Source organism: Candidatus Cloacimonadota bacterium, assembly GCA_020532355.1.
Taxonomy (GTDB): domain Bacteria; phylum Cloacimonadota; class Cloacimonadia; order Cloacimonadales; family Cloacimonadaceae; genus UBA5456.
Genome location: JAJBBD010000281.1, coordinates 1 through 22213, shown reverse-complemented (window position 1 = coordinate 22213; position 22213 = coordinate 1). Strand labels below are relative to the sequence as shown.

Sequence of the window (22213 nt, the reverse complement as noted above, 5' to 3'; positions counted from 1 at the left end):
GGATCATCTTGAATCCCGACATTATGAACTTTGGAAAGAAGAAAAGCACAGGCACATTGATCGAACCAAAGAGCTTGCCGAGTATAAAAAGCAAAGCTTGAAGACCAGTCATCAAGCAGTAGTGGCATCAATTACCGATAGAATGGAGCAAGTATCTGATGAGAAGATCTTGCGTATGTATCGGGCGCAACTGGCATCATTGGAGGCTGCATACGCCAGGAACATTCAAGCCCTTGACATTGCAGTGGAAAAGGCAGATATTGTAACCACTCCTGTAATGTATGGCATCTTCAGAATAACTAAGGAGGTATTGTAGGTGAGCCAAAGAATTCTTGATCTTATTGAGCGCCGCAAGAGATGGATTGCGATCAACCAAGAAAATGGTTTTGAAGAAGGTATTAAAAACCTCCTAACTGATTTGTATCCAGACAGTGCTCATTTTGTTTTCGAATTACTACAAAATGCAGAAGATGCAAAAGCAACAGTGGCAATATTTAGACTTCTTGATAACAGTTTAGAATTTGAACATAATGGCAGCCGTCTCTTCTCAATAGATGATGTAGAATCTATAACAAGCATAGGAAGAAGTTGCAAAAAGGATGATCCGACTAACATCGGAAAATTTGGAGTCGGGTTTAAATCTGTCTATTCGTACACGTTGACCCCTGAAGTAATTTCGGGCGATTATCACTTTCAGATACATGATTTAGTCGTCCCAAACATTGACGGACTTGAATCGAAACCAATTGGCCATGATATAACAAGAATCACAATCCCGTTTAATAATCCAAATAAACCAACGGACAACGCTGTTGCGGAAGTTACTAACTTACTAAACTCATTAAATGAAAGCACTTTGCTGTTTCTGTCAAATATTGAAAGGATCGAGTATAGTTTGCCGAATGGTCGGACTGGCTATGTAGAAAGGGAAGATAATGACGATAATATAGTGCAAATAAAAACAATTTTGCCAGGCGACAATGAGACAAATACCGTAAGTTATTATCGGTTTAGAAAGGATGTTGAAGTTGATGTTGAAGATAGAAATAAAAAGATTTGTCGCATTTCCATAGCTTTCAAAGTAGAAAAAACACCAGCGAACGAGAAAAATGACTATGACATTCGATGGAAGATAAAGCAAATTGATCCTGGTCGGGTTTCCATTTATTTCCCTGCAGATAAGGAAACTTCTAATCTGAAATTCCATATAAATGCGCCTTTCGCCTCGACTGTTGCACGAGATAGCGTTAGAGACTGTGAGGAGAATAAAACGCTCAGAGATCAGATCGCTACTTTAGTAGTTGAATCCCTATTTTTCTTGCGTGACAATCATCTGTTAACTGTCGATTTTCTCTCAGTTCTACCCAACAGCAAGGATGAGTTACCTTCTTTTTATCGACCAATATTAAGTAAATTAGTTGAAGCGTTTAAAAACGAAGATTTAACACCGATGAAAATGTGTGGACATGCTGCAGCTTCTGGGATTTTCAGAGGAACTGCTCAGCTTTCATCATTGATTACAGATGAAGATCTGATCGTATTGCTAAATGACGAATATATTGCTCCGATGTGGGTCGCCAATGCACCACTGAGAAACAGCAGATCAGATGACTTTCTATCCATGCTGGAGATAACCGAATACAAAATAAGTGATTTAATAACAGCATTATCCGAGATGCCTGTTCATATATCCTGCTGGCTCAAAGGGAAGTCCAATGAGTGGCATCAACAGCTGTATGCAATGTTGGCTGACTTTATAGCTAGTGCGCCTGATAGCGCATTACAAGAAAGGATAGTAGCGATTTCGAAACTAAAAATCATCCGTTTGACCGACGATTATTACGAAATCGGCAAGAATTGCTTTTTCCCGGATGACTCAGATGAACTAGATAAACAGATGCCTAGGGTTAATAGAGGAGTCTATTCATCTGGAACAAATAAAGCACAACAGGATAAAGCAAGGCTATTGTTAGAAAAAGTTGGGGTTCGGGTAGTCGGGGAAACAGAGCAAATTGAAACATTGTTAAGAATAAATTACTCACAAGATGCTGTTCAAAATACAAGGTTTAACCCAAGACTCAAAGACATAAAGCGATTTATTCGGTTTGTAGAAAAAGAACCATCACAAGCTAAGATGTTCGAACAGGCTTATATTTTCAAATGCGAGAATGGGAAATGGTGCTTACCTAGACAAATCTATCTAGATGCCCCATATTTAGACACTGGATTGTCGGCGTTTTACGCTCCATTGTTAGATAAAGTAAAATGCTGGAACCTATCAAATGAATACAAAGAGCTTAAAGTATCTTTAAAATCCATTGGAGAATTTGCTCAGAAAGTTGGTGCTGTTTCATCACTTGAAATAATAGAAAAAGATGGATATAAGAGCAGAGACTACAAAATTGAGCATATTTCCTACCATCTTGACCAAATGTCGTTTCCTGTATCAAAGTTGATATGGGCTGCTCTATTGAGATGTGAGCAGACGCATAACTATTCGTGTTATAACAGAAGCGAAAAGGCTCGAGTATACTATTATAATGTAGGTAATTCAGAATTTATAAATCTTTTATCTAAGCATCCATGGGTGCCACAACAAATGCTCAATAGTGGTTGTACTTTCGTTACACCCCAGGATGCTGATTCTAAGCAGCTACCTGATGGGTTTACATTTGATAACGGATGGTATTGGCTTAAAAAAACATCATTCGGAAGCAATGTTAAACTCCGAGAAGATATCAGATACCAAGAAGAAATGAAAAACAATTCGGAAGTTCAACAGAATGAGTTGGCAGCTAAACGTATGGGATTCAGTTCGTCATCCGAAGCTATGGAGTTAGCTGAAGCAAAAAAAAGAGACCCGCAGGGATTTACACGCTGGCTAGCTGGGACACACAAACCCGTTTTCCCCAAAAAAGAATCTCTAGACCCTGTTCGTAGATCTCAAAAAATAGATGAGGGAATGGCTGATGCTCAGCAAAAAAAATACGAGCAACGCACAAGAAGCGCAAGAGTATCTGGTGACCTCTCGGATGTTGAGAGTTATCTTCGATTGTCCTATAGTAATGAGGTTGGACAATTGATCTGCCAGATTTGTAAAGATGTTATGCCTTTTAAGAAAAGGAACGAAGAGTATTATATGGAGAAAGTTGAGATATTCACGAAGGAGTTTTTGAGTAAAGAGCATAACTCACATTATCTAGCTTTATGTCCATTGTGTTCAGCAAAATACAAGGAATATGTTAAAACCGATACATCGCAATTGAACAGCATTCGTGATTCACTCTTAAATAGTGAGTGTCACGAAATCCCGATTCGTTTAGATGAGGAGAATACGATCAAGTTTGTAGACACGCATTTTGCTGACCTTAGAGACAGTATGATTGGTGAATCAAAAGAGAATGATTCCAATAACACTACCAAGACTTAGGTCTGTAGGATTTCTCATTCATCCCCAAAAAATGATCTATTCAAGCAACCTATGGCACCCAGCTCTATTCAGCCTCCTGAGTTGACCCAGTATACCTTTCTGGACTTTCCTACCGATTTTGGGCACGTTTTGGCGGGATATGACCACGTATATGTGCTGCCTGAGATCAATAACTTCTATCGATGCCAGAGCCTCCAGATAGATATAGACCCATTGCCTTGATTTTCCTATGTCTTGAGCAATCTCTCGGATGGACTTGTATCTGCCTTGTTCCAGGATGTCTAATAGCTTATGGGCATCTGCGATGCTGAAAGTCCAGCCCTTGTAGTGCTGATAACCAATCCTAGCTTGGTAGCGGTTGGCTCTAACGTAGATCGGAGGATCATCTTCTATCTGTTTGATTGCTTGGCTTTGGAGCAGTTCAGGCAGTAGATTTTCTGTTGTTTCTATGCTTACACTGGTCAGTTTGGCTATGAGTTCTGCATTGAACGGGCGATCATACTGACTGATGAAGTTGAGGATGAGTTCTTTGTCCGTCATGATTGCCTCAATCATCCAGATCTGCTTGGGATATTACTTCAAGATTCTTGTATCTACCTATCTCTTCCACTGAGCGGATAAGTTTCATGGCTTTTCGGACATTGCCACAGGAGTGGAAGTGGACATAGTCGACAATGTCTGGATGGAACTTGATTTCCAGGATCTCAATACATAACTGGGCTACGTCCCTCTTGGGCAGGTCTTGGAACTCATAGAAGAAGTTGCATCTGTCGAAGTAATACTCGTTGATCTGGTTGAGCTTGTCCTTGGCATTCTGCATCCCGACCAGGATGACAATCGCTGTGGTCACATCCACTATATCCCTGATTGCACCCAAGAGCTGGGGATGCCGGAAGGCGTAGTCTATTTCATCAACAACTATGATCGTATCCTTGTGATCCTCTAAGGTCGTTAAGCATAGCATAAAGAGGTCATTGGCTGTACCGTATGGTATGTATTCTCCCATGCCAAATCTCTTGTATAAAGCTAAGAGCAGCTTGGAGGCAAAGGCTTTGGGTGTGGTAGTGGCTTCCAGTCTGAGATAGACATAACCTTTACTGAAGGCAATCCGACTGGCATAAGTGGTCTTTCCCAAGCCTGGTCTGCCATACAGCAAGCCAAGCCCGACCATCTCCAGTTTGGGTCGATTTACTAGGTATTCTATGCATTTATCCGCTGCGATAACGTTCTGTGTCCTGACTAGTGTTCCCTGTTTCATGATTACCCCTAATTGGTTATCCCGATTCGTTTGAGAAGTTCTGCTCTGGAGAGGTGTGCGAATGGTTTTGGCTCCTTATCTACATCGGTTTGTTGTTGTTGGTTATCTGTTAGTAACTCTGAATGAGTGAGGGTATTGGTATCCTCAATAGGCTCACTATTATCAGTTTGTTCTCTTACTGGTTTAGTAGCATCTGGTTCTGGTACGGAAGCCGTACTAATCAATATTCCTACATCTCCATTCGAGTCTTGATCAGTCGATTTATAATACTCTCTTGCTGTCTTGCTGAAGGCAGTCTTCCAGGATATCGGTGTATCAACGTTGCTACCTTGATAATCGAGTCCGATCCTATCGAATGATTCTTTGATCTCCTGATCAATTATCCGTTCAATCTCTTCTTTCGCCAGTCTCTCTTTCTCCTCGGTTTCAAGTTTTACTCGCTCTTCAGGACTCAGCATATCAGGATGTTTCGGCAATCTCAGCATCGCCTTTCTGGTCATCTCTTCGATGATCTCATCGCTATCCTTGGGTGGTGCTTCCAGCATGGGAGGACTGTTGAAGATTGCTCTGGCACCATGATCCTCAAGCTTCTCTTGCTTGGTTGTGGAGTTGCTCAAGATTTTATCAACTGCTTTCTGTGAGTTCACCACCCACTTCTTGGCATTGCGTTCTTTCTCTCGTCTTAAGCCCTTGATCTCATTGTATTCTTTATTCAGTTCCTTATGCGATACTGCCTTGTCCATCGAGACTTCAATGAAGGGATGCTGTGCCTTACGGAGTGCTGCCTGGCAGATGAAGACATCGTTCTTGTCATAGACTACGATCCACCTGGCATCGCTGTAATCGAACCTGATGATACAGGGCTGTCCCACATGATTAACCAGTTCCCGGTGCCAGTAGACCTTCTTATCCAACCTGATGCCCTCCGCGCGGATATTCTTGCGTTCCATCGCCATCATCAGGAAGTTGAGCCTGGAGATCTCGATTTGGCGGCTCTCCGCTATTCTGGCAGCACTGAATACCTCATAAGGGGTGCGTCTATTAAGAGAGGTATGCGGTGTCTCGCCATAACAGAAGCGTACGTAGAAGGCGATCATCTGCATCGTCTCTTCAATGGTGGGTGGTTTACCGGTATAGAGTTTCTTAGCCCAGACTTCATTTCTGTGGAGGATAGAGGGCTTATCGTCAATCGAGGCTCCTCGGAAGGTAGTTATGAACCGCTCAAACTGCTCCTGGAAGGTCTTGAAGAACCTCTCGATGATCTTGGCTTTGGCATTGTAGCTCTCGGCGAACCTCACTCCGATATTAAGCCGGGGGAAGATACCACCCAGTTCCTTGTTCAGGTCATGCTCCTCCCAGCGTTCGTGAAAGAGCTTGGCTCGGAAGGCCTTGCCATTATCCAGATAGACATACTTGGGTAGCACCGCCATCGTTCCGCTATTGTTATCGGCGATCTGAGCGCAGTTGATAAAGCCATTGCGGAAGGCTGTCAGGATATGCTGGCTATCTTCGGTAAAGGCAAGTGATGCTCCCACAGGATATCGGCTTGCCCAATCCATCACCATGATCATCGTCATGCGTTGGGCTCTGCCGGTCTGAGGATTGAGAATATCGAAGGAGAGGGTATGTCCATCAGCCACCCAGACCTGTCCCACTTCCAGAGTGCTGTCATCTCTCATAATGCTCTTGATGAGATTCTCTGAGACAAACTTGCTGCCATCTCTGGCCTGATACCACTCAGCCGGATGCCTGGCAGCCCATTCCTCGCACCAGCGTCTGAGCGTGCGTTCATTGGCCTGAGATTCAATAATCCCGTTTCTGCTCATCTGTTTGAGGTTAACGATGGCAGAACCGATCTTGATGCGATTGGGATTGAGCAGTAGATGAAGCAAATATTGTTGTTCCTGATAAGTGATCTTCCGGTCTTTGTATTGCCCCTTACTCTTATGGAGCAGAGCATACATATCCATCTTGTTGTCATAGTAGTTGCGTAACCACTCCCGCAGCGCTCGTTCTTTGCGGGGTCCTTTCTTGTAGCGCAGTTCTGCCACCAGCTTGCTGTTATTATAGTCTTTGGTGATTTGCTTCCAGGCGATGGTCTTGGAGGAAGCACCATTCAGGATACGGATTACCTCCTGGCAGAATCTCCCATAGAGTTGAGCTTCTTCCTTGAACATTAGCTTCTCTTCTATTATAGGAGCAAGATCAAGAAACTCAGCTGAGAAGTCGACTACGATATCACTGTCTTTGGCTTCATGGATCAGAGCGAGTTTACGTTCGAAGTCCAGATAGTCCTCGTAGGTCTCATAGGCAGTTTCGGTCGTCTCGGAATCTTCTGAGTCTATCAAGTTGGCATTATACTGCTGACTGTAGTTGATCAAGTGGCTCTTATCTATTGTCTCAGTATTCTTACTTGTAGCTGGCACTACCACACATCTTCCACCGGGTTTGAGTTGAAGGTTCATCCCTAGGCTTTCGATCAGTTCCTGCAATTCCCTCAGCTTGAGGTTATAGTCCCTGAGGAACTCCTCGGTTGGTCTGCCATTATAGGGATACATCGGAACCTCCGGTTTGCAGAGCTTGGTCTTTCTCAGTACAATCAGTATTGGCATTTACTTCATTCTCGTAATAGACCAGAAATACACTTGGGTAGCTATGCTCTCCCAGTTCGATCACTTCCTCAAAGTACAGCTCCGGTTTACGCAGGCTGTCTCTAAACCAGGCATACTCTGCAAGGATGATCTCTTCAGTTGCCAGTACAAAGGTCTTGATCGTAGCTCCGTTCTTAGTAGGTATCTGATGCTTGAGTGCGGTCAGCTTCCCGGCATCGACCATTCTTCTGATTGTCTTCAGGTTCTTGTTCATCAGTAAGGCCACCCTATCTATGGGTAGCCAGATAAAATCGACTTTCATGTCCATGTCCAAGTCCTTCAAAAACTGCGACCCACTTGGACATTTCAGTCTGGAATCCTCAAAAATGCGCTCAAGCGCTTGGACATTTTGCCCTCTCATCATAGTTATCAATAAGTTAAGCCTCAATCCCACCCCCGCTTGGACAGGGGTACCCGCTTGGACATTGCCCAAAACCTTCCGTTTTTGCGCTTCCGCATGGCGTTGTTTCTTTGTAGTCATTCTACACCTCTCTTATATATTTAGTAGGGTGCTAAGAACCACAAGTGCAGAACCTTGGGAAGTCCTTTCTGCGAGTTTGCCAGCTTTCTTACGCATTCTCCGGCAATGCTTTATAATCCACCTGGGTCACACTATAATCTTTAGTATTGACTCCAAACCGCTCTGCAGCAGAATGGCATCTGGAACTAATCTTGCAGCCATGCGGATATATTCAATAGCAAAGTTTCTATATGGAGTTCACGATGAATAAACCGACTATCGGACAACGCCTTAGCTTGGTGATTAAGGCCCTGCGCCTCAAGGATTACCAGTTTGCCACTAAGTATGGCATCTCCCGTGCTTCGTTATCAAGATACAAACTAAACGAGCGTTATCCCGATACGGAGTTCCTGGAAGCACTCTCCAAAGATCAGATAAATATCCACTGGCTCTTTACGGGAAGCGGTTCTATGTATGCCAAGGACGAGTTCCAGGAACTCATCCAATCCAATCAGGCATCCACTATGCAAACCAATTCAGATAACTCAACCCCAACCATCATCTCGCCAATTCTACATCCCATCATCAATCAGGACTTCGATCCCACTAGATCAATCACCTTTCCCATAGTGGGTGAAATAGCTGCCGGACCTCCCATGGAGATCAAGGACGAGTGGAGTCAGATGGGTCAGATTCAGTTACCAGTCTCATTCCTACCCGGTAACCCCAAGCATTACACTGTCTTTCAAGTAAATGGCAGAAGCATGGAGCCTGTGATCCAGCATCAGGACATAGTGGTCATTAAGAGCAATCAGAGCTGGGAAGATGCAGACGAGAAAATAGCAGTTGTAAGGACTGACGATGGTCTTACCATCAAGAAGGTGCAGATCGACCACAACAGGCAACAGATTATCCTCCAACCATTTAATATAGACTACCCGGTTCTTGTTTTAGACTCGGATTGGAATTACGGAGCTTTCCTGATCGGCACAATCGCACTCCAATTGCGGTTTTTATAATTTCAAAGTTCCGTTTTCCCAACTGCTCTTTCCAAAGCCTGTCCAAACGCCTCGCTAATTTGCAATAATAGTGTCACCAAACAGTCCAAAAACGTCCAAAAAGGCGCCTGGACATTTCCATAACCAGTCCATCGCAAACCACCACCACATAAAGCCTTATCCCCACTTTCCCCTTGTGTCACAACTTGCAGCTTTGGGTGTCAGTTTATAGCCACTAAGCCAACTAAGCCAATTAAGCCAACTAAGCCAACTAAGCCAACTAAGCCACCACCAACCAATCAACCAACAACCCAGCCACTGACCATGACCACTGAACTCTGAACTCTGCATATCTAATTCCTGTGTATGCGTTACATTGCTATCAGGGCTCGAAAAAGCACAAACAAATTGGGATTGACATCCGAACGCAGTTTCTAATAATCGTCAGCATGAGGATGATATGAATAGCGAGTATAATGACCTTATGGTAAAACTGGAAAGTACGTTAAAGCGAATCAGTGAATTAGAGGCAGAGAATTCCAGATTGAGGAACTTGGTCGTAGGTGATAATCAAGCGGTAGCATCAAATTCCGATAAAAGTGAAACTTCACAAAAGTCACAGCAAGATAAACAAACAATTACAGAAAGAAAATTATCTGCGCCTACAACAATTAACAATACATCCAGTCCCGAGGAGAAAGTACTTCTCTTTAGAAGTTTGTTTCAAGGAAGAGAGGATTTATTTGCGATCAGATGGGTTGGGAAAGATAATAAATCAGGTTACTCGCCAGCATGCTCCAATGACTGGAAACTCGGTGTATGCGGTAAATACAAGAAAATACCCTGTGCCAATTGTGCTAACAGGAAACTCATTCCGTTAGATGATAAGCAAATCTATAGGCACCTCAGCGGAGAGATCACCATCGGAATCTACCCCTTGTTTGAAGATGATTCCTGCCGGTTATTGGCTATAGATTTCGATAAGAAGAGCTGGCAGGAAGATGTGAAAGCATTAATCGAGATATGCCAGATTTATCAAATCCCTGCCTTTGTAGAGATATCCAGGTCTGGGAATGGAGCCCATGTCTGGTTGTTTTTTGAAGAGAAGATATCTGCTATCCAGGCTCGTAAGCTGGGAACTGCACTACTTACCAAGGCTTTGGAGCTTCGACACCAAATAGGTTTTGATTCGTACGATAGACTATTCCCCAATCAGGATACTATGCCTAAGGGTGGATTTGGCAATTTGATCGCTTTACCCTTGCAAAAGAAGGCAAGAGAGAGCGGGAACAGCGAGTTTGTCGATCACCAGTTTAACAGAATCGAAGATCAATGGAACTTATTGGCGCAAGTGGAGAAGATCAGTAAGTTTAAGGTCAATGCAATCCTTACAGAGATACTTGCAGGGCAAGGCGCATTGGGATTATCGCAGCGAACAGTTTCTGATACCGATGAACCCATGCCTTGGGAGCCAACCATCGCGCAGCCAGAAGAATACAAGGATCTACCGGGACAGATTCAGATTATCTTGAGCAATACGATCTATATAGAAAAAGCTGGACTTCCTCAGAAGCTCATGTCCAGTATCATCAGGCTTGCAGCCTTTCAGAATCCGGAGTTTTATCGAGCTCAGGCAATGAGAATGCCAATATATAAGATCCCAAGAGTTATCAATCTATCTGCAGAAACAGACAAACACCTATCTATCCCCCGGGGTTGCCAGGACGACCTCACAAAGCTTCTTATGCCGCTAAATATCGAGCAAGTTCACAATGATCTAAGATATGCAGGGGAGCAGATCAGCGCTTCGTTTTTAGGGAAACTGAGTCCCCAGCAGTTAGTTGCGGGGAATGAGATGCTTCAGCATGATAATGGGATATTATCTGCCACCACTGCCTTTGGTAAGACAGTGGTGGCAATATGGATGATTGCTCAAAGACAAACCAATACCTTGATCGTAGTGCATCGTAGGCAATTGCTGGAACAGTGGATTGAAAGGTTAAAGTGTTTTCTGAACGAACCTGAGGTGGGACAGATAGGAGCCGGGCGCGATAAGAGAACTGGCAAGATTGATGTGGCTATCATTCAGAGTCTTTACCATAAACGTAAGGTGAAAGAGCTCGTGAAGAACTACGGCATGGTGATCGTAGATGAGTGTCATCATATCTCTGCTTTTAGCTTCGAACAGGTTCTTAAGGCAGTTCGTGCAAAGTATGTATATGGGCTGACGGCAACTCCGATTCGTCGAGACGGTCAGCATCCCATTGTGTATATGCAGTGCGGACCAATCCGCTATGTAGTTGACGCCAAATCCCAGCTTAAACTTAGACTATTCAGCCATAAAGTAATAGTGCGATACACAGATTTCAAGAGCGTAATAACTCCGGATAGGGCAGAAGTTAAAATCACTGAAATCTATCAAGCTTTGGTGGATGACCCAATTCGCAACGACATGATCCTGGATGATATCATCTCAGCAATTGTGGCAGGCAGAAGCCCATTGATTCTAACGGAAAGAACTGCTCATGTGGAGTTCTTTACTTCTAAATTGGCAGGGTTTTCGAAGCATGTTATCGCTCTGAGAGGTGGTATGGGTAGGAAACAGCTAAAAGCGGTTATGGAAAGGCTCCACTCTATACCGGAGGAAGATGAAAGGGTTATTATTGCGACTGGGAAGTACATCGGCGAGGGCTTTGACGACAGTAGGCTGGATACCTTGTTTCTAACCATGCCAGTTTCTTGGAAAGGTGTGCTTCAACAATATGTCGGCAGGCTTCATAGGGCTCATGATAACAAAACAGAAGTTGTGATTTACGATTATGTGGACAGAGAGGAGCCCATGCTTGCGAGGATGTTCAAAAAACGTGTAAAGGGATATGAGGGGATGGGGTATGTGATCAGTGGTACTACATAAATTTATTCATTGAGCTGTCTACCTTGCAGTCCAACCCAAAACGCTCTCCTGATTATTAATTGTATAATGCTCGCCAATAATCCATGTAACGATAATCCTCCCAGTATTTCTTCAGCTTGGCACCTCCGAGTGTGATTGGATGTTCTTTGAAACTCCAGAAATCGTCGGGACGATTTATATATTTCTCAATAGCTCTATAGAATACTCCACATGTTCTAACCTCAATTTGGTTGGTTTTATTGAAGTGAGATCTCCATTTAGACGCCGATAGTTCTTGCCACGATTCTGTTGACCCTGTGACCAAGACATATCTGAATCTAGAGACAAAGCCAAAGATTCTTCTTTGTTCATGGGGATTCTCATCAAAATATCTCTGCCACGACCGCACTTGCTCAATACCTTTATTGAGTTCAGCTGTAGGCGTTTCAACTTTTGTAAATAGCTGAATGCATGGTTTCTCGATCTCGACAAGAACCCATTCCGGGCCATCAGAATTATCATTTAGCCAAGCAAAGTCACACCTGAGCCTAGCTCCAAAGCTTATTTCATGGAATATGGGTTGAATTCTCTGCTTCCTAGAGAACAACTCATAGAATAGAAATGTATTAGACTTGAGTATTGATAATAGTTTTAGTTCTGAGTTCTCGCAGTATGCTTGTTTAAGTTCTTTTTCGACTTTTGGCAAATCCCATTCTATCACCTAGGCCTCCTTCTTGGCTAAGTTGTAAAGATAGTTAACAAAGATCAAGTCCTGGAATTTGTGCTCCATTGGAATCCACTCTGCTACGGGGACAGGTTTTTCTGTTTTGCCGATTTGGATATTATGATAATCTCTAAGGTAGCCAATTAAAGGTTTACCTGTAGCCTTGTGATTATGAAGTATGGTCTCAAAGTAAGGAATATCGACAAGACAGTAATTGAACGAGCAACAATTATCGGAAAGATCTGGATCAATCTTTGTTAATTCTCCGTGAACCAAGCTTGGGATCAGAACTCCAAAGTCTTTCTGCACATGGAGAATGATTGTTTTATCTAAAGTGCACTTATGTATTACTTCTCTGTATTTCGAATAGTCACCAACACATGAGAATAACTCATCAATCTTGGTTAGTGTTTTCTTAAGAACACTACTAACTCGTTCCACATACTCATGTGTTCGAATTGACGCTGGATCATCTCGAACTACATTTGAGGTTCTTGTTCCTTTAACCTCTATGATAATTACATGAAGATCAATACGGTCTATAACAACGAAGTCAGGGCTTTTAACTTCCGAGCCATTACGCTGATAAACAAATTCTGGTATAATAATGTATCGCTCAGGCTCTAATGTGAATTCTAACAAATCTCCGATATAAAACTCATATATGAGCCCCATGGTATTCCTAGTGTTGGCATTCAGCTCGTAATCAAGGTACTCATTGAATCTGAATGGAAACTCTCTAAGACAGGTGAATAGATCATAAAAGTTTGGAATTATCTTCTGATCTTCGATTTGCACCAGTGGTTGCTTTAATAGTGGGCTTTCATATCGATAACTCGAATTTTGTAGTTCAGGAATATCAGTTCGCGCTGTTTGATAGTGTTCAGAGTAGTTGACTCTGAGATCATAAATACTTTGAGCTAACAGACTCATCAGTTTGTCGAGATGATGATGAGATTCGAAAACGGTTAATAACTTAGACACATCATCAAGGAGAGTAACAGAAGATGATCGTCGTTGGAGTATTGCATATAAAACTTGGATTACTGCATCTGTATACTCATCTGCTGTAGTGCAAGCTTTCAAGCTGGAATAGATTGAAGTATCTTTGTAAATAGATAGTAGATTTTCCGTCAAATCCTTAATGCCAGTATATATGTTTCTACAACTCTTGCCAATTAAATTGCTCAGAGTTGTTTTTATGTCAATTGAAGTGGAGAATCTTCTCTTTATTTCAGCTCTAAACTTCGGTTCGGTTACATTGAGAATAAAATCCAGCCTCAACCAATTAGCATAAATATTTAGGTCTGGGATTTTAACAAATTGATGGTTAGTTAGATGGATGATTGCGTTGCGAATGATTGCTTCGATTTCAGATGAATCAGGATCTGGATATTGATCAAAGAATCCCATTTCCTCGGTTTCAAGTGTTGTTCTCGCTTCTTCGTACAATGATACCAAATTGTTAACATCAAGTCTCAGACTTATCAGTTGTGATGTGTCCCTGAAAGCAACTATCTTAAGCATTACATCTAGTGTTATGAAGCTAATGTAGGGAAATGGAGTTTTGCTCTCATTTAACATAGTTTCGCAGAAGCTAGTGTAGCTCATGATAGAGATGGGGCACAAAACATCTAATGCCCTCAGAATCATAAGTTTTTCAGAATCTGTTTCTTTATTCATCATTAGTTCTTTCCATAAAGCTAACGCTTCATATCCGAGCGGTGCTAGCCGCTCGGATACTCCACGCATGTTTAGCTGCATATGCTATGCAACAATTCGAAGACCAGCTACAGGGCTAACCATAATAGTGGCCATTCTCGGTCAAGGTAATACTTCACCTAAGACCTTAGCCACTATACAGCTATCCATTGTAGGAGAGTTACTATGATTTTATTCATATTTCGCCTCCTTTATTTATTTACTACTTTCGTAGCATCCCTATTCAAACTCACTCAGATCAAACTTGAGCGTATTACAGTTCTCTTTGATCGTGCGTTGTATCGCTTCATCAAAACCCTCAAGGCAATCTGCTTCGATTTCGATTTTGATATTGGCATCCACAGTTGGGCTATTTATCAAGTGCAGCACGATCTCATCCACGATGGTGGCAAAATCTGCTTTAGCGCGGGCTGGTATTAGATTCACCCTACCGTAAAAACGTAGTTTAGCTCGCTCAGACTTAGGCTGCATTTCTCCACCGCCTTCTCCTCCAGGAAGAGTAGTGCCACGAGCTCCACCATCCGTCACATCACCAATCTCGTCTGTTCCGGTTCCTTCAGGAGTATCAAGCACCACAGTCTTCTTAGCTTGATATTCTGCAGCCCAAAGAGGGTCTATCAGCAGTAGTGAACTATCAAAGACAGGTGTCATAGACTTCCCATAAGAGAAACCAATATACTCATCGCCTTCCCTGCCATAGGCCAAGCCAAAGAAGTCTCTGCTCTCTGCACCGGCGTTGATCGCATTTGAGAAGGTGTTTTCATTCTGGAGTCTGGGTAGATACAGATAGCAGCAAGTGCTATGCCAGATCTCCTTTGCTCTGTGTTCTTTCAGATCCTCTTTCCAGAACCATCGCTTGAGCAGGTTATGCAAATGAATCGGTGCCCACACGGTAATGAGATGCTCGTTTTCTATGAGAATCCGCTCAATCTCTTCCACAAGGTTGGGCACACTCGGATTGATGGCAAAAGGCTCAAATTTATCTCCCGGCACCTTATCCTGCCCGGGTACTAATAACCATTTATAGCCTTCTTTTACGATGCGGTCTAAGGACTTCTTTGCATCTTCAAAGCCGGTCTTTGCCTGTCTGATCTGATATGAATCGAGATTGAGCTTCAGGGTTTGAATATCTTTGAGAATGGAATCCCAAGCCAGCAGAGTAAGCACATGATCTTTCAATCTGCCTATCACATCGCCATCGGCAGCCAGAAAGATTAAACGATTCTGTTTTAGCCTCGGCTGTTCGCCCCTGCTGGTGAGTATCTTCTTAGCTCCAGCACTATTCGGAGTGCCGCCAATTGCAAAGCTGCTTCCCGAACGCAGATAATAGGCATCTGGTGGCAAGATAACGAGGCGCAGCGAGTAATCATCCGGAATGTCATCAGAACGCGTGAAAATGTGGATGCCGTCGAAACAGCCATTGGACAGCAAACGCTGAAGCTGATCTTTGATCACCGGCACTACATCGTCTTTATCTTTAAAACGGCGTTTGCGCTCTTCCATCTCGCGTCTGAGATTGGGGCGTGTATCGAACCAAAACAGCTTGTTATCGGCATTGCTTAAGTAGTGCAGCTTATCCACCAATCTATTCATGGCATCTTTGAAGATCCCCAGCACCTGATCCGGGCGAACACTGCCCAGCAGGATTCTATTGTATTCTATTCCCCGTGAAGTTCGGGCCGCATTCAGAGCCGCAGCATGGGGAGCAGAGCCAAAGAAGATGGTGCGGGCCAGCTTCTTGCAAGCCTGCAATTGACCAAACCTGGCTTCATTCTTCTCGATCTGGGCAGTTTCAGAGCGAGAACCATCGATGTCCCTTTCCAGGACAGGGTCCCAGCCCTGGGGGAGATAATATATCATTTCATTACGCACATCAGCATCATACAAAGGCAGATTGCCGGGCATGATCAGCGGGTCTTTGTTATCGTCTATCCAGAGCTTGTGAATGACCTTGGCCATTAGCTTCAAGACCCCGCGGGTCCTCTGGAAGTTGTCCAAAGATGACCAATCTTCATAAAGACGGTCAAAGATCTCCGGATGGATGGGATAGGCCTGTTTCAAGCGTTCATAATAATGCGCTTCCTGGGTCTCATTGGGAAAGTCGTGCTTATTGGCGATATAATAGTCGGCAAAGCTTCGGCAGGTCTCTTCCATGGCAGCCTGGTCTGTAATATTGGTAAACAGCCTGCGCCGGACTATCTCAAAAGCTTCTTCGGTAGCGACAGGCTTCCACAAGGCTTGGATGCGCCCAAAAAAATGCTCCAGAGTTCTAAGCACATTTACTCCATTATGGCTTCCCGCTTCCCGATCGGAATCTGGCAAAGAAACCAGCATCAAAGCATTTGGCACAGCCTTCAAAGCTTCGGTCAAAGCTTGGATAAACGAGATATTAGAATCATAGCTGCCACCCGTATAGCTCTTGCCGGGCTCAAATTGGCGGATATAAGCCACCAATTCATCTATCAGGATCACACAGGGTGCATATTGCCGGAGCAGCCCGGTCAGGTCTTCTTTACCGGGAGAAGTTCCGCTAAGATCTGCTTGTTTGACTTGTTCATAGCCATTTGCAGCAGCCAATTGCCAGGCAAGCTCGCCCCAGAGAGTATTGATAGTAATGCCATTTCTTGATCTTGGACTGCCGGGTGAGAGTTGATTGCCATCTATCACCACTACCCTGGCTTTTGGCAAATTTGTGATGCCAGCTCTATCGATAATAGGCGGAATTCCCTGTAATTCTGACAGCGGCGTATCACCTTTGGCAAGATGATACACAGCCAGCATGGTATGCGTTTTACCGCCCCCAAAAGCTGTCTGCAATTGGATGACCGGGTCACCGCCACTCCCGCTAAGGCGCTGGATGACAGAATCCAAGAGTAAGCTCATTCCTTCTGTGATAAAGGTTCTTTGAAAGAACATAAGCGGGTTTTGATATTCTTCACTGGCATCTCCGGTATGCACTCGTGAAAGGTCTGCGGCAAATTCTGATTGTTTGAAAGTGCCTCTCAGCACGTCCTGATGCGGAATTGCGATGTCTCGCCAAGCTTTTATAGTCATGATATTATCCTCAAATTATTCATTGTTCACCTGCCAGTAACCTGTTTTCTTTGATCCCATGCGAGTAATAATCCCAGCCTTCTTCAGGATCTGTATATTTCGCATTACTGTGGCTCTGTTTACACTTAGGGTATATGCAAGCATATCGTAAGATACTGAGGGATTATCCCTTATGCTGCTTATTATCTTATTTTGTGTATCTGTCAGTTTTATAGGTGCATTTATAGCTGCATTTATAGGTGCATTTATAGATGCATTTCCAGTCTCATTTACAGCTTCAATTGTAGTTTCATCGCGATGCATGGTGATCATCAGGCAATCCTCATCAGCGGTAAACCCCGGCTCTTTTCCTGTGATGGCCTTCACCTGTGGGATTACTTTAGTGCGGATACCCATACCGCGCTCTTCCACATAGTTATACTCTCGCAGCACTTCCATGATCAGAGGATTCCGGGCATAGCGCTGTCCTGCCTTCATTTTCTGTATAGTCATAGTTCCTGGCAAAGCACCCGGACTGATGATCTCCAGACGATTGGAGAAAATACGCAGTTCGATATCAGTGGAGCGAGTCCAATCCCTATGGGCAAGAGCATTCAAAATGAGCTCCCTGATTGCCTCCATCGGATACAGTGTTTTGCTGGGGCGCCGGAAACCCCGATCTATCGCATCTCCTTCAATGCTAATGAAGGGATGGATGGTATTAGCCAGCCTTTCCACCAAGCCACCATCTACAATGGTGCGAACGCCATCATCATCGAACACCCATCTGGCGAGCATAGGTCCATCTAAAACCACATCCAGCAGAGCTCGATACTGCAGATCGAGAGAATCAAATGCCATTACCCTCAGTCCTGCTTGCTTCAGATAGCGTTTGGGCTTGATTCCAAACAAGGTAATTCCTGCTACTGTGCACTGTATTTCGTCGCCTGCAGCTTCGGTCAAAAATCCCATCTGGAGCAGGAGTTCTGTCCACGTGTCTTTGTTTTTGGGAGCCTCCGGTTCGCCACGAAACAAGAGGTAGTTTTCTAAGCGTGCCATGTCCAGGCTTGATAACGAGGTTCTGGGCACTGGCAAGGCCTCCACCTGAAGCATGCCACTGCTGGCAAGCAAACCCACCAATTCTTCCCTCGTTGCGATACGAGTGATACTGCCATGTCTCAGATAGATATCTTCGCGGTCATGGTGTCGAAGTACATAGGGCTTGGAATTGCCTTCCTTGATAGAGATTAGAGCCACCTTGAGCCCGCTTCTGATGTCTATTTCCGTGTAATTGGGGGTAATCCTGGGATGGATATAGCGACCACATACGGTGTCCATAATCCATTCCTGAAGCCCAGCTCTGTGGATGCCGGAGATAGTGCCATCGTCTTCCACACCGAGAATCAGATAACCACCCTGATGATTTGCCAGAGCTACGATTTCTCTGGCAAGCTGCTCCGGCCTCAAATCATCACGTTTGAACTCTACTCTGGCATTCTCGCCTGTGGCGATGATCTTCAGAACTTCCTTTTTCAGCATCTATCTTTCCTGCATCAAAAATCAAGTTTCATACTCAAAACTCTATTTCGAGGGGCGTATCTTTAAGCCCGCTATCCTGAGCTTGTTTTTCGATGGAAAGCCAGGCCCGCACCAGATCGTTATAAGCTCTGGCATCTTCGGCCCAGCCTTGACGTTCACACAAGGTATAAAGCAGGAATGCAAGCTGTCTGGCAGTAGCAGCCAAGCGCGGAACTGCCGAGGCTATCTCTGCGGCGGCGGATTCTCCACTGCTTTGATGTGCCCGAATTAGCTGATGCAATACTTCCCAGATCGGAGTGCGTTCATCTTGGAGTGAGCTCCAATCCGTGGGATATTCAGCCGGGCGATACAGACGCACCTTGCCACTACCGGCGGTCAAAACGCCGCTGTCTCGCACACCTTCCACAGATAGCCCTTTGGCCTTGGCCAGCACTTCGGCTTCGCCATAAACGCCCTCTCCCCAGCCATATTCACTGAACCACTGCAGACAGAAGCGGGTATCATTATCCCAATCCCCCTCCCGCTCTTTAAAATACTCATCCAGAGCTTTGTTGATCAGGATCAGCGCAGTATGCACCGTCATGGGGCTGCCGTCGGATTCCAGGATGGCTTTGTACTTTGAATATACAGCCATACCGGGGCCGATGGCAGCTTGTGCTAAATCCACCGGAGCTACCGGACTGGAGGTTTCACTACCGTTAATCATTGTTTCCAAAGCTATGGGGATAGCTCTATTTAACTCCTGCATGAAGTCTTTGCGGCTTATCGTTGCAGGATTTGATTCTCGTTTACGGCATACAAGTATTATGCTTGAAGCAAGAACATTTGAACCTGTTTTTAGACCTTGGTCTCTTTCTGTTCTCATAGGCCAGGTTCCTAAAATAGCCAAACCAGAATCAACAACCGCATCTAAAAAAGTTATCCATCCTGTTGAATAGGTCCCCGAGAAGTTAGACTCTGCTTGTTTATATGCATAATATATTGTAATTGGGAATGAAATATTTGATGTTTCAGAGAGCCTGTGCATTGCTTTTTTCATTGATTGCATAAAGAATAAATCAGCATCTGAACGAATACTATGTCGATGATGCGAAGCTACAATCTCATCAGACTTAGGAGTTTCCAATGTAGAAAATAGAGAAGGATAAACAGTTCGGACACATCCCCTTAACCATATGTAAAAGAAATCAGATAGATCAGCATACATAATATTATCATAATAAGGAGGATCTGTTGAAACAACCTTAGAATCACTAATCGATTGCGTCATAGCATTTTGTTGGATAGAAAAACCTGGGAGCAAGGCAGATAGAGAAAAAAGTATAACTTTTTCAATCCAATTAATTGCTCCTAACCAATTGCCAGTAGATGACGAAAAAGGATTAACTTCTGAATAATCCCAAACCATTGGTAGGGCTTGCCGTCCAAAAGTTTGGACTATAAAATTCCCTCCCCAAGTAGTAAAGGCTGACCAATAATTTGCACATCTACCAAGTGCAAGGGCTAAGAATACAGAAATTGCATCTGCATATCCCTTAGAACCTAATCCGCCATCATCTAATGACAATGTATCGTTAACTTTCGCAGAACGATCTGCATCATTTCTAACGACTTCATGTATTTCGTTGACCAAATCTGAAAACGTAGTTAAAGCAGTTAGTTGACGAGAGGTATAAATCTGATGCCAAAACTTATACCCATATCCTCTACCACTAACTAGGTCAGTTGTATTCTGATTCATGCCCTGAACTGGTTTCCATTCTGGAATTGCAGAAAGAGCAATTGCTTCTTGATGAGTGTTGGGCGATAAGAATACTCTTCCTTTCTCACTTTCGCAAATGATTGCTAAGAGCTTAGATCCAATCCTGTTAGCTTGCCCTTCTGATTTTATGTATGATCCATCAATAGGAGTTTTTGATAATAGGCAGTAAAAACCAGAACCTCTCCCTGAAGCTTTAGTACCCATTTTGGCTTGAGAGTGATTAGCTACCTTACCTTTCTTTACTACAAATTTATAGCTATTTCCCTGAATAATGGGTTCGATATAAGCTTCACTACCTTTTTTGTTGCATAAAATGAAAGTGGTGATAAGGGGAACATCAATATGAGAATATTGAGGGTTAGGACTCCTAACTGTTCTTGCCCAGATATAAGCGATCACAGTTAGCTGTTTACCCTGATACTTTGCCAGGTCAGGGCGTTCCGCCACCATTTCAGGCCTTATTTCGATGGGGGGATATAGGTGTCCGATGCGTTTGAAGGCCTCTTCTCTTACCCAATGTCCATACCTGCGCACATCCTCCGCCAAACCAGTAACTCCGGGCCAGGTAAGCGGAATCTCATTCTGTTTTTCATGCTTAGGAATAGGCCCAATTGGACGTCTGCCCACAAACTTGGGCGGGATTTCAATCATGGCTTTATTGATTAGTACAGCTACTGGGTTGAGGTCACTGGCCCAGGCTTCCAGACCCAATCTTTGGGCTTCCAGCGGAATGGAACCACCACCGGCAAAGGGATCATGGAAGGCAGGGAGCAGGTCCGGGTTAAACAGTTCAGCAGCTTCCGGATGGTCTTTATTGAGCTCACAGGTAACTTTCCAGCTTTTGCGAATCTCGGCTCTGACTTCTTCTAGGACTTTTTCATTATTGGTGTTTTCCCATTTCACCAGTTCGCGAATAATGTTAAAGAGTCGTTCGCGTTCTTTATTGGCATCGGCTTTGCGTTTTTTGCCGATCTGCAGCTCTTCATCCCAGCCGGGATCATTGACCAATTGGGCAAAAAGTACAGCTCGGGCAGCCGCCAGAGGTCGCCTGGCCCAATACAAGTGCAGAGTGGAGGGATGCCCGTGCCGGATGGATTTTTCACGCACGCACGCTTCGTTTATTTCTTTGAGGGGGAGCGCTACTTCTATTAGTTTCTTAGGTGCTTTAATTTTCATTATCTTCCCTTTTGGGCTCATCTGACACATACCATCTTAGCTCTAAATCTTTGATGATTTGTAAGGCAGTGGGTATAGCCAATTCAATATCATTTTGATCGAGAAATCCTGCAGAGCGCAGAAAGCTGCGACAGAAAGAATTATCCATAATGAGAGCTTGCCCTGTATTCCAAATAAAGCTATGCCAACGTCGATCTGTCATCTTCTCAAATGGTTCAAAAATTTGCATCTGATCATCACAGTATTCTTTATTATACCGGTCTTCAATAGCTTTCATAATCCTAAGCGGACCATCTGTGTAGAATCTTTCTTTTTCTTTTAAATACTTGATATGCTCATTGTACTTTCCGACTAATTCCGCAGATTTTAGATAATGCTTTTTGCATTCATGAAACAAGATTCTAATCTTCTCAAGCCTGTAATCGTCCTGTATGCTCTTCAAGTAATCGTTCATGACTTCTGCTCAAGCAATTCTGCTTTGCCAATCAAGCTTATGATATCCATATTAATACTGGTGACCGCCCAATCCGGTTCCAGGGTAAAGGGATTGCGAATATAAAAGGGTCC

At 43.8% G+C, this 22213-nt stretch carries 13 protein-coding genes and 1 pseudogene; 4 read left to right on the top strand and 10 right to left on the bottom strand.

The window, feature by feature from the left end; translation table 11 throughout:
- On the top strand, nucleotides 1–316 hold a 316-nt coding region (locus LHW48_09835), incomplete at its 5' end, for a hypothetical protein (protein MCB5260748.1).
- Nucleotides 317–3430 (top strand): hypothetical protein, encoded by a 3114-nt coding sequence (locus LHW48_09830; GenBank protein ID MCB5260747.1) that lies wholly within the window; start codon nucleotides 317–319, stop codon nucleotides 3428–3430.
- Nucleotides 3431–3466: 36 nt separating this feature from the next.
- On the opposite strand, the gene LHW48_09825 is transcribed toward LHW48_09830, so the two are convergent.
- From LHW48_09825 to LHW48_09810, 4 genes are read right to left on the bottom strand one after another with little or no spacing between them, the layout of a single operon-like run.
- Nucleotides 3467–3970: a hypothetical protein gene (locus LHW48_09825; GenBank protein MCB5260746.1), complete on the bottom strand. Its 504-nt coding sequence runs from the start codon at nucleotides 3968–3970 to the stop codon at nucleotides 3467–3469.
- A 7-nt stretch (nucleotides 3971–3977) separates the two neighbouring features.
- Nucleotides 3978–4688 (bottom strand): ATP-binding protein, encoded by a 711-nt coding sequence (locus LHW48_09820; protein ID MCB5260745.1) that lies wholly within the window; start codon nucleotides 4686–4688, stop codon nucleotides 3978–3980.
- 8 nt (nucleotides 4689–4696) lie between these two features.
- Nucleotides 4697–7300 carry a Mu transposase C-terminal domain-containing protein gene (locus tag LHW48_09815; GenBank protein MCB5260744.1) on the bottom strand — a complete coding sequence of 868 codons (2604 nt, stop codon included), beginning with the start codon at nucleotides 7298–7300 and terminating at the stop codon, nucleotides 4697–4699.
- Nucleotides 7233–7820, bottom strand: a complete 588-nt coding sequence (locus tag LHW48_09810) for a hypothetical protein (GenBank protein ID MCB5260743.1) — start codon at nucleotides 7818–7820, stop codon at nucleotides 7233–7235. The genes LHW48_09815 and LHW48_09810 overlap by 68 nt, the downstream gene beginning before the upstream one ends.
- A 242-nt stretch (nucleotides 7821–8062) precedes the next feature.
- On the opposite strand from LHW48_09810, the gene LHW48_09805 reads away from it, so the two are divergent.
- Together LHW48_09805 and LHW48_09800 are read left to right on the top strand one after the other, a co-directional pair.
- Nucleotides 8063–8818 carry an XRE family transcriptional regulator gene (locus LHW48_09805; GenBank protein ID MCB5260742.1) on the top strand — a complete coding sequence of 252 codons (756 nt, stop codon included), beginning with the start codon at nucleotides 8063–8065 and terminating at the stop codon, nucleotides 8816–8818.
- Between the two features lie 439 nt (nucleotides 8819–9257).
- Nucleotides 9258–11711 carry a DEAD/DEAH box helicase gene (locus LHW48_09800; protein ID MCB5260741.1) on the top strand — a complete coding sequence of 818 codons (2454 nt, stop codon included), beginning with the start codon at nucleotides 9258–9260 and terminating at the stop codon, nucleotides 11709–11711.
- A 55-nt stretch (nucleotides 11712–11766) separates the two neighbouring features.
- Here LHW48_09800 and LHW48_09795 read toward each other — a convergent pair whose 3' ends face one another.
- The 6 genes and pseudogenes from LHW48_09795 to LHW48_09770 all read right to left on the bottom strand — a co-directional run bounded on the left by LHW48_09795 (nucleotide 11767) and on the right by LHW48_09770 (nucleotide 22100).
- The gene (locus tag LHW48_09795) at nucleotides 11767–12411 is read right to left on the bottom strand and encodes a DUF4263 domain-containing protein (protein MCB5260740.1); all 645 of its coding nucleotides are present in this window, start codon (nucleotides 12409–12411) and stop codon (nucleotides 11767–11769) included.
- On the bottom strand, nucleotides 12412–14100 hold the full coding sequence (locus LHW48_09790; protein MCB5260739.1) for a hypothetical protein: 1689 nt from the start codon (nucleotides 14098–14100) through the stop codon (nucleotides 12412–12414). It lies immediately after the preceding gene.
- A 255-nt stretch (nucleotides 14101–14355) separates the two neighbouring features.
- On the bottom strand, nucleotides 14356–17190 hold the full coding sequence (locus tag LHW48_09785) for a DUF499 domain-containing protein (GenBank protein MCB5260738.1): 2835 nt from the start codon (nucleotides 17188–17190) through the stop codon (nucleotides 14356–14358).
- A 294-nt stretch (nucleotides 17191–17484) separates the two neighbouring features.
- A pseudogene (locus tag LHW48_09780) lies at nucleotides 17485–18708 on the bottom strand (putative DNA binding domain-containing protein).
- A 34-nt stretch (nucleotides 18709–18742) separates the two neighbouring features.
- Nucleotides 18743–21646 (bottom strand): DUF1156 domain-containing protein, encoded by a 2904-nt coding sequence (locus LHW48_09775; GenBank protein ID MCB5260737.1) that lies wholly within the window; start codon nucleotides 21644–21646, stop codon nucleotides 18743–18745.
- Nucleotides 21636–22100, bottom strand: coding sequence for a hypothetical protein (locus tag LHW48_09770; GenBank protein ID MCB5260736.1), 465 nt, complete (start codon nucleotides 22098–22100; stop codon nucleotides 21636–21638). Before LHW48_09770 ends, LHW48_09775 begins: the two co-directional genes overlap by 11 nt.
- Nucleotides 22101–22213: the final 113 nt, after the last annotated feature.

Coding starts and splice junctions, on each gene's coding strand:
- LHW48_09825 (MCB5260746.1), bottom strand. CDS start 3,970: ATGACGGACAAAGAACTCATCCTCAACTTCATCAGTCAGTATGATCGC.
- LHW48_09820 (MCB5260745.1), bottom strand. CDS start 4,688: ATGAAACAGGGAACACTAGTCAGGACACAGAACGTTATCGCAGCGGAT.
- LHW48_09815 (MCB5260744.1), bottom strand. CDS start 7,300: ATGCCAATACTGATTGTACTGAGAAAGACCAAGCTCTGCAAACCGGAG.
- LHW48_09810 (MCB5260743.1), bottom strand. CDS start 7,820: ATGACTACAAAGAAACAACGCCATGCGGAAGCGCAAAAACGGAAGGTT.
- LHW48_09805 (MCB5260742.1), top strand. CDS start 8,063: ATGAATAAACCGACTATCGGACAACGCCTTAGCTTGGTGATTAAGGCC.
- LHW48_09800 (MCB5260741.1), top strand. CDS start 9,258: ATGAATAGCGAGTATAATGACCTTATGGTAAAACTGGAAAGTACGTTA.
- LHW48_09790 (MCB5260739.1), bottom strand. CDS start 14,100: ATGATGAATAAAGAAACAGATTCTGAAAAACTTATGATTCTGAGGGCA.
- LHW48_09785 (MCB5260738.1), bottom strand. CDS start 17,190: ATGACTATAAAAGCTTGGCGAGACATCGCAATTCCGCATCAGGACGTG.
- LHW48_09775 (MCB5260737.1), bottom strand. CDS start 21,646: ATGAAAATTAAAGCACCTAAGAAACTAATAGAAGTAGCGCTCCCCCTC.
- LHW48_09770 (MCB5260736.1), bottom strand. CDS start 22,100: ATGAACGATTACTTGAAGAGCATACAGGACGATTACAGGCTTGAGAAG.